This window comes from Miniphocaeibacter massiliensis (genome assembly GCF_900232905.1).
Taxonomy (GTDB): Bacteria; Bacillota; Clostridia; order Tissierellales; family Peptoniphilaceae; genus Miniphocaeibacter; species Miniphocaeibacter massiliensis.
This window is the reverse complement of sequence record NZ_OCTQ01000002.1, coordinates 51,321-62,867: the sequence shown is the minus strand read 5'-3', so window position 1 is coordinate 62,867 and position 11,547 is coordinate 51,321. Positions and strand designations below refer to the sequence as shown.

The following is an 11,547-nucleotide window of genomic DNA, read 5'->3' as shown; positions in this document are numbered from 1 at the left end:
ATCTTAAGATTCAATCTTTTTGTTTTTATGAATTAAATTTTTAATATTATTTTTATTTTTAAAAACCAATGCAGAAATTCCAAAGAGGGACATAGCTATTCCTAAATAGAAGTTTTTAGGAATATATTTGAATTGTATATTATTAGTTCCATCTTCTAATCTAACTCCAACAAAAGTATCATACAATAATTCTTTTTCTTTTTTCTCTCCATTTATATATACTTCCCATCCATTGTAGTCAACAATAGATGCAAATAGTATTTCATCCTTTTTAGCTTCAATAGTTCCTGATAAAGAGTTACTTGTATAACTAGTAACATTTAACTTGTTATTATCTAATGATTCTAGAGCAGATTTAATCATAGGTTCATTCATAGTAGCAAGTTGAATATTGAAATAATCTTTAGCAATATTTTTTTGCAGAGGAGCAGATACAGTTATAATTTCGCCAGCTTTATAATTTCCTAAATCGTAGATAGAACTACGTATAAAATTATAGGTTGTAGATGAATCACTAGTACGAACAGATACATTTCGCTCATAAGTATATCTGTCAGGTAGAGGAACTGTAGGAGTTAATCCATATATAAATACTTTTCCATCTTTTGGAACCTTATATTTAAATTCAAAATTACCTTCTTTATTCACATCTTGTAACTTATACTTATAAATAAGATTATCTTTTTCAATTTCAATATTTTCAAAATTTTCTTCAAATGAAGGAAGGATTGATAAATATTCGTTATCTTTACCGGTAGTAAGAGATAAAAATTTATTTTGGTTTTCAAAAACTGACTTATTTTTTAATTTATCTAGAGGAAGGTAGTCTTTTACTTTATATCCAATAGATATTGGGTAGGAATTTTCATATAGAGACAAGTTGTCAGTTTTATCAATAATATGTTTAAAAGTGTCTTTTTTATCATCTTTATCTTGTGAATAGATATATTTCAAATTAAAAAGTGAATTAAGTATTGGAGTATTGTCAGCATAAATTGACTTGTTATTTCGTAAATGTGAGGAGAAACCTATATATTCACCAAACATAATCCAATTTCTATTCATATCGGAAGAAAAAAGAGAAATTCCTTTATATCCAAGTAGTGCAGAATCATCATCTGTATTCCAATGTGCAAAATCCTCTCTAAAGAAACTATCTTGAACAATATTTTTTTGTAATTCTTTAAAATCAGAATGATTTTTTGTGTATTCTGTATAGTTTGTTACTCCTATTTGATTAACATAATTGTTAAAATTCAAAGTAAGTTCAACCATGACAAGTCCATACACCAAGTATTTTGACAGCTCATATTTATAGGCAAATAATAAAATAAAATAAATAAAAAGCAATATTAAATTATATTTAACAATCAAATTATAAGTGAAATTATTGCTATATAATACTAAAAATACACTTAAAGCGAAACCAATTGATAAAGTAAGTATATTTTTAATATTAATATTTTCAATAAATATTTGATAACCCTTAAATGATAGTACAATTAAACTAAAAATAAAAACAAATGCAAATCTAAAAGGAATTCCATTAGGAACTCTAAAACCATTCCAAATATAATTTAAAATACCAGTTGAAAAGCTAAGCAGTAGAAAAGATATAAATGCTAAATTCACTAGTCTAGTTTTTAATGGTGTTTTTTTAGATATAAAATAAAATATTAGTAATGGTATATTTAATAATCCAAGATATATATTTGGGTAGTTTTCTATAACTATACTTGGACTATTGTAGAACAATAGTCTGCTTAAAACTAATTTAAAATCAACTGTTAATTTTTGTAATATTACATCAAAACCATAGTCATAATATTTTTTTACATTCATGCTTGACGATAGTGGTATAAGTATTATACTAGCAATTAGACAGGCTACTAATGAGCATACAAATATGTGCAATGTATTTTTTAAAAAAGTTTTTACATCAGTACTGTAGATAATGTTTTTTGCAATAAAGTACACTACTATAAACATACATAGTATCATTCCCATGTAATAATTAGATATAATAGCATAAGCTAAAGACAAAATATATAAGTTGAATTTTTTATGTCTAATTAAATTATCAACACCAAGTATTATTAAAGGAAGCATATAAAAAGCATCTAACCACATTATGTTCCAATAATAGCCAGCTATAAAAGCACTTAAAGAATAACATAGAGCAAAAATTACAATTGACAATGGATTTTTAATTTTTTCGTTTGATTTTTTTAAATAAAAAGACATGGTCAATGAAGCCAATGAAATTTTAACCAAAGTTATAATATAATAAAAATGTATTGTAAAATCTTCAGGTATAAAATATAAGAGTAAGTTTAGGGGACTTGCTGTATAATATGCAAATATATTATAGTAAGGAAAACCAGAACCTAAATTCCAAGAAAATAATATATTATCTCCAGATAAAAGTTTTCTATGTAATTCTTTTAAAAAGGGGAAATATTGATGAACTCCATCCTGAATGATAATTTGGTTATCTCCAAAAGGAAATACTCCTTTTCTTGAAAAAATAAATGCTAAAATAGCAAGTGGTAAAATAAAAGATAATATATATATATATTTACTTTTGAAAAAATTTTTTAATTTTTCCATAATAATCCTCCATAAAATTAAGTGGTTTTGAACATCTAAACAATTATAATACAAAAGAAAGTTACTAACAAGTATACATTATATATATCTGTAGTATAATATTATTTTGTATTATTTTTGATATTATTCTATAATAAATGTATATGATTAAAAATAAGGGCGGTGAATTAAGATGGAAAAGATAATGTCTATAATTATTCCGGCATTTAATGAAGAGAGTAATGTTGAATTAATACATAAAAAAATAAACGAAATAATGATGTTAAATGGTATAAATTATGAGATAATATTTGTCGATGATGGTTCAAAAGATAAAACTTGGGAAAATATTGAAAAAATTTCTAAAGATAATGTTAATATAAAGGGAATAAAATTTTCAAGAAATTTTGGAAAAGAAGCAGCGGTTTTTGCAGGACTTAAGGAATCTAAAGGGAATTGTTGTTCTGTTATTGATAGTGATTTACAACATCCTCCAGAAACACTTGTAGAGATGTATAGACTTTGGGAAGATGGATATGATGTAATAGAGGGAATTAAACTAGATAGGGGTAAGGAAAATAAGCTATATAAAAATTTTTCTAAATTATTTTACAAATTGATGAGTTCTGCAACTAAAATAGATATGGAAAAAACATCAGATTTCAAGTTATTGGATAGAAAAGCAGTAGATGCAATAATTGAGTTACCAGAAAAAAATATGTTTTTTAGGGCTATGTCAGCTTGGGTAGGCTTTAAAACTGTAACGATAGGATATGAAGTTCAAGAGAGAGCACATGGGGAAAGTAAATGGTCAACAATGAGTTTGATAAAATATGCAATAACTAACATAGTTTCATTTACAACAGCACCTTTACATATTGTTACTTTCTTGGGTACAATATTTTTTGTTTTTACAATCATATTTGGAATTCATTCACTATATAATTATTTTACACATCAAGCTTTAGGAGGATTTACTACAATAATACTTCTTCAATTAATAATAGGATCAATAGTTATGTTAAGCTTAGGGATAATAGGAACATATATAGGTGCAATATATGATGAAGTTAAAGATAGAAATAGATATATAGTAGAAAAATTTATAAATATTTAGAAAGGTTTTAAATATAAATGGAAAAAAGTTTAATAAACTTTAAAGTAGCGTCAATTTTTAAGAATATAAACAGGAAGTATAAAGTTAGCTTTATTACTACTTTTATTATTGGCTTATTTGTGCATATTTATATGTATACAAATATTTTTTTAAATCATGACACAATAAGAAATTTTTATAATTTGGAAGATACTTTTACTTCAGGAAGATGGTTTTTAGGTGTTTTAGGGAAGCTATTCTCTAATTACACAGTACCTTGGGTAAATGGAATGGTAGTATTAGTATGCCTTAGTCTTATTACATGTTTGATAATAAATATTTATGAAATAGATAATATCCTAAATGTAGTTTTAATATCATTGATAACAGCATCTTTTCCTAGTATAACAGCAATAAATTTATTTATTTTTGTTTCAGATGCTTATTTAGTAGCAAATTTGATTACAGTTTTTGCAGTATTTATAACAGATAGGTTTAAATATGGTTGGATTTTAGGTGTTATATTGTTAATATTGGCGACAGGAAGTTATCAAATTAATATATTTTTTGCAGTATCTTTATATTTTGTAAAAATATTAAGACATGTACTAAATAACAAAAGTTTAAAAGAAGTTATAGTAAAAACTTTAAAGTATGCCTTAATAACTTTGGCTGCACTAGTAGGATATATAGTAATAAATAAAGTAATAGTTTCTGTTTTAAATATACAGTTAACAGATTATAAAAATATAAATACTCTAGGTAATATTGATATATTAAAGGTACCTTACTTGCTGAAAATAGGAGCAATAGAATTTTTCAAATTTTTTAGTATATATACTAAAAAATACTTAGGGATATTATCATTAGTAATGAATTTATTTTTGTTAATCTCAGTTATATTTATTGCATTAAAAATATTTTTTAACAGAAAAATATTGTCAAAGAATAGTAAGATTTTATTATTAGTGATATTGCTCATATCTCCTATAGTTCTTAGTTTTATATATGTATTAGGTAAAGGTGAAATACATCATATAATGTTGATAAGTTTTGTATGTGCATATTATATAGCTATAATAATGCTAGAGTTTGGAATGAAAAATAATATATATGGAAAATCAACAATTATGAATAATATTTTCATTATAGCAATTTTCATAGTATCAATTTCTTGGGGGATTTTTGCAAACAAATGTTATACTGCTATTGATATAAAAAATAAGAATATGTATTCATTTACTAGCAGGATAGTTAGTAAGATAGACGATGTAGAAGATTTTAATTATGAAGAAGATGAAGCAATAATAATAGGTAACAGGGTAGATAAAGTGCATAGTCCGACTAAGAAAAAAGAATATATGGAATTAGATGGATTCACAGGTTTATTCATGATAGGAGATTACAATTTCTTTTACTCTAGTGAACATTATAGTGAGTATATAAGAAATATATTAGGTGTAAATTTGAAGTATCCAGGAGCAACAAAGGAAAAATATCTTAGAGGATGTCAAGAATTTATAGATATGCCTTCCTTTCCAGAAGAAGGATGCATAAAAAAAATAGATGGTGTATTAGTAGTGAGGGTTAGTGATTATTATAATAGATAAGCTTAAGGAATATAAAAATATAATAATATATATTATAATGGGTATTTTTACTACAATAGTCAATTTACTAGTGTATAGTATTTTAGTAAAATACTTAAGAATGAATATAAATATTGCTAATATAATAGCATGGATATCAGCTGTGTTGTTTGCATATATAACCAATAAAATATATGTTTTTAATAGTAGAGAATTAAAATTTAATTTAGTTATTAAAGAACTAAGTTTATTTGTAGGTGGTCGATTAATAACAGGTGTATTTGAGATTGCTGGTCTACCAATTTTAATGGCTTTGGGACTAAATCAAGTTATTTTTGGAGTAGAAGGTTTATTTGCAAAGTTAATAATAGGCATAGTAGTAGTTATAGTAAATTATTTTTTTAGCAAATATTTTGTTTTTAGAAATAAAGAAAATAATAGTTAAATAATTTGTAGATATGTTTACATATCTACTTTTTTATTAGAAATATGACTGGAGAATAGAATTATGAAAAATAAAGTTATTTATAGATGTAAAGAATGCAACTATGAAACAGTTTCTTGGACAGGCAAATGCCCAAACTGTAGTTCATGGGGATCTTTGAAAGAGATAGAAGTATCAGATAGTAAGGGAAAAAATAAAAAAAATTTAAGTAAAAAAGAAGCGACAAAATTAAAAGACGTTAAAATTGATAGTAGTGAGAGAATAGTAACTTCAATTGGCGAGTTAAATAGAGTTTTAGGTGGAGGTATAGTAAGAGATTCAGTTACTATATTAACAGCTAGACCAGGCGCTGGGAAGTCTACTTTATTTTTGGAAATGTCTTATGACTTAGCTAGTAAAGGAATTAAAGTTTTATATATTTCAGGTGAAGAGTCTGAATCTCAAATAAAATCAAGAGCAATAAGAACTATGCAAAATATACCAAATAATATTTGGATAGTTTCGACGACATCAATGGATTTAGCAATAGAAAATATAAAAAATATAAATCCAGATATTATTTTTTTAGATAGTATTCAAACATTTACTTTAAGTGAGTATACATCTAGAGCAGGTTCTCCTGTTCAAACAGTAGAATGTGCAAATACATTAGTCGATATTGCCAAAAACAAAGATAATCCTAAGGCTGTATTTATGATAGGACACATGACAAAATCTGACGAGATGGCAGGACTTAGAACTTTAGAACACCTAGTGGATACAGTTATATACTTAGAGGGTGAGGTTGATGAAAGTTTAAGAGTACTAATGTCAACTAAGAATAGGTTTGGTAGAATTGGAGAAATAGGTTTATTTGAAATGAGAGAAAATGGAATTAAAGAAATAGATAATATATCAAACCATTTTGTGACAGAAAGAGAAAATTTAGTCCCAGGTTCAGCTTTGTCAATGATTAAAGAAGGTTCTAGAATGATGGTAGTAGAGATAGAAAGTTTAGTATCAAAATCATTTTTACCATATCCAACTAGAATAGGAGATAGTTTAAGGAAAGATCAGCTGAATACATTAATTTCTATTCTTGAAGAAAGAGGTAATACTAATTTATATGATAAAAATGTAATAATAAAAACAACAGGTGGAATAAAATTATCTGAACAGTCAGTGAATTTAGCGATAATTATGAGTATAATATCAGCTTACAAAAACAAGGGAATAGATAATAAAACGGTATTTATAGCGGAAGTAGGACTAACAGGTGAATTAAAGAAGGTACCTCAAATAGAAAATAGGATAGAGGAGTTATCTAGATTAGGGTATAAAAGAGTGTTTACATTTAATAATACAACTTTAAAAGACATCAATAATATAGAAGTGGTGCAATGTGAAACTTTGCAAGAAGTTATTAATAAAATATTTTAACTAAAAAACATGTATTATAGTTTAATTGAAAATATCAAAATAGTATCATATTTAAAAAATATAGATAGGAAATGTAAAATAAACTTTTTTCTACTTTTACAATAGGAATTTTAGTTCATTCATATATGTATTTAAATGATTTATTAAATCATGATACAATTACTAACTATTTTTGTGTAAATGATACATTTACATCAGGAAGATGGTTTTTGGGAATTTTAAGTGGGATATTTTCAAATTATACTTTGCTATGGATAAATTGATTGATAGTAGTATTATCACTAAGTATAATAAATATTTTGATTGTTGAAATATTTTAAATTTAAAGTAATATAAATATTTTTTATTTCTTCTATAACTGTAGTATTTCCAACATATTTATATTTTTAAAATAATATATCTAGTTTTAGAAAATAGTAGCTTTAAAAAATTTTTAAAAAAGACTTTTAAGAGCATATGTATAGTTCTTTTGTTTATAGCAATATATATAATAATAAGCAAACTTGCTGTTAATATTTTAGATATTAATATAACACATTATAAAAATATGAATAAATTTGGAAATATAAAAATCATGGAAATTTCAAACTTATCAAGAGTATGAATATTTGATTTTTTTATTTTTTTACCAAAGAATCTGAAAAGTTTCTGGGAATAGTTCCTAAAATTATCAATACAATTATTTTTGTTTCTATAATTTTATTAAGTTTGTATATATTGATAAACAAAAAGTTTATTTCTAAAATAAATGAATAAATTAAAACGAATAATATTATTATTAGTTTTAGTAATAGTGCTAAGTTTAATATATTTATTAGGAGAAAAAATTATATATCATATTATGCTCATAAGTTTTGTATATGTGTATTATATAGCTATACTTGGTGTCAAATTCAATAATCCAAGGGAGGATATGGAAATTGAAATTATAGAATTGGAAGATTTTAAAAACATGCCGATTTTTCCAAAATAAGGATCTATTAAAAAATAAAAGAAGTATTAGTTGTAAAAATAAATTAGATATAAACTCTACAATAATATTAATAATAAGTTTGTGAAAAATTTTAATGAAATTAAAATAAAATATTTTTTTCAAAAATATAAAATAATAGTTATAAAATTAGTTTAGTATTTACTTTATATAAATCATAATGTTGTTTTAATATTATATATTTTTAATAATTTATTAAGTAATAATACAATTCATTAGAAAGATTACTTTTTATAGCATTAAGTAGTTTATTGTCAAATTATACTTTTGAATAATTTAATAGGATAATAGAGATATTATCTTTTAAGTATTACTACTTATTTATGGTACTAAGAATATAACTATAATTTGTGGAGAAGCAACAATATCTAGAAATATAGAGAATGAATTAAAATCCAAACTTGGAAATAATAATGTTAAAATATTAGTGGGAGCAACTAGATATGAAACTATAATAGCAATTGGAAAAGAAGTTAGGAATATTTCTGGAAACAAAGTAACTGCAATATTAGTAGCTGGAATAAACTTCCCAGATACAATAGCTATGACAAATTTAAGAGTAGAGGGAAATATGCCTATATTACTTACAGAACCAACTAACTTGAAAGAAAGTGTAGAAAAATCTTTAAAAGATTGGAAAGTTGAAAAGGTAATAATAGGTGGTGGAGAAGTGGCAGTATCTAAAAAATAGAAGATAAACTTAAAAAATCTATGAAAGTAGATAGAATTTTTGGAGCAGATCGTTACTCAACGTCTATAAAAATAGCTAAGAGCGTCTATTCAAATGCTAATAAATTTTTGACTACCCAGATGCTTTATCAGCTGCATATAGGCTTAAAAAACAAATCTCCTATAATATTATCAAAAAAGAGGCTCTTTCTAAAGAGGCTTTTTATTTATTATAAAACTTTAACATTTACAACAATTTTTACATTAGGAATACCTGCACCAAATACTCTACCAGTCCTCTCTCCAGGAACATAATCACTGTCATAGTCAAGAAAATATCCATCAGGATTATCAACATCAAACTTTATATCCATTATAGCATAAGGTTTATCAACTTCTATAGGATGATTAAAATATTCTCCAGGAGTAATGTAATAAACTTCAGGCGTGGCTATTACTTCTCCAGTTTCTTCGTTTATAATACGAATAGTTATTATTTGATCATTTATTCCAGATTCTGGTGTATAGTAATAAAATACTTCTATAGTTCCGTCTAAAAAAGTACCTGCAGAATTTTCTGGAAGTTTACTTTCATCTAATTTATACCCGTTAATTTGAGGGGCAGTTGTTGTATAATTTTCGCCAACTTTACCAGTTAAAGTGTTTCCAGTATATATTATTTTTCCATTTTCATCCTTACCATAAATAATAACTTTACCTTCCTTCCTTAACTTCTTGGATTTCTTCATAGTATAAAGTTACAGTTACAGTACCTTGTAAGAATTTCTCTTGAGGACTATCTCCTGTCCTATCAACTAATTTATATTTATCATCTGCTTTAGATTTAACATTATCAGAGTATACTGTGCCTAGACCACCATAGAAAGTTTCATTTTCAGCAAGTTTAGAAGTAGTTCCATCTTCATTATGTAGTAAATGTTGTACAATTAATTCACCTTTATTGTTACATAGTTCATATATAAAATCTACTGTAATATTTCCATTAATAAATTTACCATAATAATTGGTTGGAGATTTTACTAATACATATTTTTCAATTGGCTTAGTTGGGGCAAAATATGAGTCTCCAACTTCACTAGCTAATATGTCTGATGGAACAATTTTATTACCATTAACATCTAAATAATTAATTGTAACTGTACCTTTACAAGCTGCGCATTTTTCATACACATATACAACTTCTATATCACTATTAGTAAAGTATCCATGTACATTTTCAGGAACTACTTTAAGAATATAGTTGTTTATAGCTACAGCTTCAGTAGTATATTGAGTACCGACTTTACCAGTTTTAACTACAGGTTCAACTAATTGTTTACCATTAACATCTAAGTATTTAACAGTTACTTTTCCTATAGCTTGTATACATTCTTCGTAAATATATACTACTTCAATATCTTTGTCTTGAAATACTCCATTTGTATTTTCAGGAACTACCTTAAGTATATAGTTAGGTATAGCTTTCACTTTACTATAGTAAGCATCACCAACTTTACCAGTTTCAACTACAGGATCAGCCAATTGTTTACCATTAACATCTAAATATTTAAAAGTAACAGTGGATTCCTTAACAGCTGTAGATTTATAAACATAAATTACAGTTTGAGGGTTAACAGTAAATTTACCAGAAGCAGCTACTCCTTCAACTCTTAAGAACTCGTATCCATCTATAGCTTTTTGCTCTGTAGTATAGTTAGTATCAACTTTACCATTATGAACAACTGAATAAGCGATTTCTTTGTAATTTTCGTCAACGTATTTAGTAGTTACAGTGCTGCTTTTTTTCTCATATACATATCTAACTTCTAAATCTTTTTCTCCAAATGTACCTGATACAGGATTTCCTTCAACTCTTCTGAAATTCCATTTTGGGAAGTTACGTTGGACAGTAGTATAAGAGTCACCAACATTACCAGTTGTTACTACTGGAGCAATAATATTAACACCATTTAAATTAACATACTTAACAGTGAGAGTACTAGTAGTTATTTTTTTATAAATGCAATTAACAGTTTTGCTACCATTATATTCACCAGAAGTATCATCATCAGTAGTTTTTACAAATGTATATCCTGGTATTTCTTTCTGTTCAGTAGTGTATTGAGTTCCAACTTTTCCTTTTGTAGTAACAGAATCTGCTATTTTATTTCCATCTACATCAATATAGTTAGCAGTTACAGTACCAAAGTTTTCAGTCTCTATGATGTTACATATTTTATAACTCCAAGTAAAACAAAGTGGATAAAGTTTAGAATTTGCTTTGTATTGCTCTATTATAAAATTAACAGTATCTTCTTTGTAGTTCTCATCAACAGTAAATGTATAAGATATATTGTGATAAGGAGATACTTTACAAGTATAACAGCTTGAAGTATTAGTATTAATTGAATAACTTTGAGTAGAAGCATCAATATGTTGAGAATTGTTAGCTAAATTTGTAGCTTCATTTATAATACCTTCAGGTGTTGTAATAACACTAGTATTGTTAGAAATTCCAAAATTCAAATCCCCATACTTATAGTAGTGATTTCCTTGTACAGTAAAATTAACAGTGTAAGTATTACCAGGTTTTACATTGATAGTTTTACCATAGTACATCCACCAACCTTCAGCTTTATCTTTTGAAGGAGATAGCTCAGAAAGTTTAGTTTCTCCATATTTTCCTAGATTAGCATAATATTGCTTATAACTTTTAGCAAAGTGACCAGTATAATTTGAAGGTATAGTA

General features: G+C 25.5%; 9 protein-coding genes. 6 read left to right on the top strand and 3 right to left on the bottom strand.

Translation table 11 applies throughout. The features are described 5' to 3' along the window. Positions 1-3: 3 nt before the first annotated feature. Positions 4-2,610 carry a YfhO family protein gene (locus CS899_RS04330; RefSeq protein WP_100064936.1) on the bottom strand — a complete coding sequence of 869 codons (2,607 nt, stop codon included), beginning with the start codon at positions 2,608-2,610 and terminating at the stop codon, positions 4-6. 172 nt (positions 2,611-2,782) lie between these two features. Here CS899_RS04330 and CS899_RS04325 point away from each other — a divergent pair, with 172 nt between their 5' ends. The 6 genes from CS899_RS04325 to CS899_RS11145 all read left to right on the top strand — a co-directional run bounded on the left by CS899_RS04325 (position 2,783) and on the right by CS899_RS11145 (position 9,113). Then, positions 2,783-3,706, top strand: a complete 924-nt coding sequence (locus CS899_RS04325; protein ID WP_100064935.1) for a glycosyltransferase — start codon at positions 2,783-2,785, stop codon at positions 3,704-3,706. Positions 3,707-3,723: 17 nt separating this feature from the next. Then, positions 3,724-5,295 (top strand): glucosyltransferase domain-containing protein, encoded by a 1,572-nt coding sequence (locus CS899_RS04320; RefSeq protein WP_100064934.1) that lies wholly within the window; start codon positions 3,724-3,726, stop codon positions 5,293-5,295. Continuing rightward, positions 5,276-5,719, top strand: coding sequence for a GtrA family protein (locus CS899_RS04315; RefSeq protein ID WP_207204741.1), 444 nt, complete (start codon positions 5,276-5,278; stop codon positions 5,717-5,719). The genes CS899_RS04320 and CS899_RS04315 overlap by 20 nt, the downstream gene beginning before the upstream one ends. Positions 5,720-5,782: 63 nt before the next feature. Continuing rightward, complete coding sequence (gene radA, locus CS899_RS04310; RefSeq protein WP_100064933.1) at positions 5,783-7,138, top strand: DNA repair protein RadA; 1,356 nt, start codon at positions 5,783-5,785, stop codon at positions 7,136-7,138. Positions 7,139-8,556: 1,418 nt separating this feature from the next. Then, complete coding sequence (locus tag CS899_RS04305; RefSeq protein WP_164995844.1) at positions 8,557-8,820, top strand: cell wall-binding repeat-containing protein; 264 nt, start codon at positions 8,557-8,559, stop codon at positions 8,818-8,820. 20 nt (positions 8,821-8,840) lie between these two features. Further along, positions 8,841-9,113: a cell wall-binding repeat-containing protein gene (locus CS899_RS11145; RefSeq protein WP_422879618.1), complete on the top strand. Its 273-nt coding sequence runs from the start codon at positions 8,841-8,843 to the stop codon at positions 9,111-9,113. Here CS899_RS11145 and CS899_RS04300 read toward each other — a convergent pair. After that, complete coding sequence (locus CS899_RS04300) at positions 9,029-9,547, bottom strand: MucBP domain-containing protein (RefSeq protein WP_100064931.1); 519 nt, start codon at positions 9,545-9,547, stop codon at positions 9,029-9,031. The two genes, CS899_RS11145 and CS899_RS04300, sit on opposite strands and share 85 nt — an antisense overlap. Next, a complete protein-coding gene (locus CS899_RS04295; RefSeq protein ID WP_100064930.1) occupies positions 9,513-11,417 on the bottom strand; it encodes a MucBP domain-containing protein in 1,905 nt (634 codons plus the stop codon). Before CS899_RS04295 ends, CS899_RS04300 begins: the two co-directional genes overlap by 35 nt. Positions 11,418-11,547 lie beyond the last annotated feature (130 nt).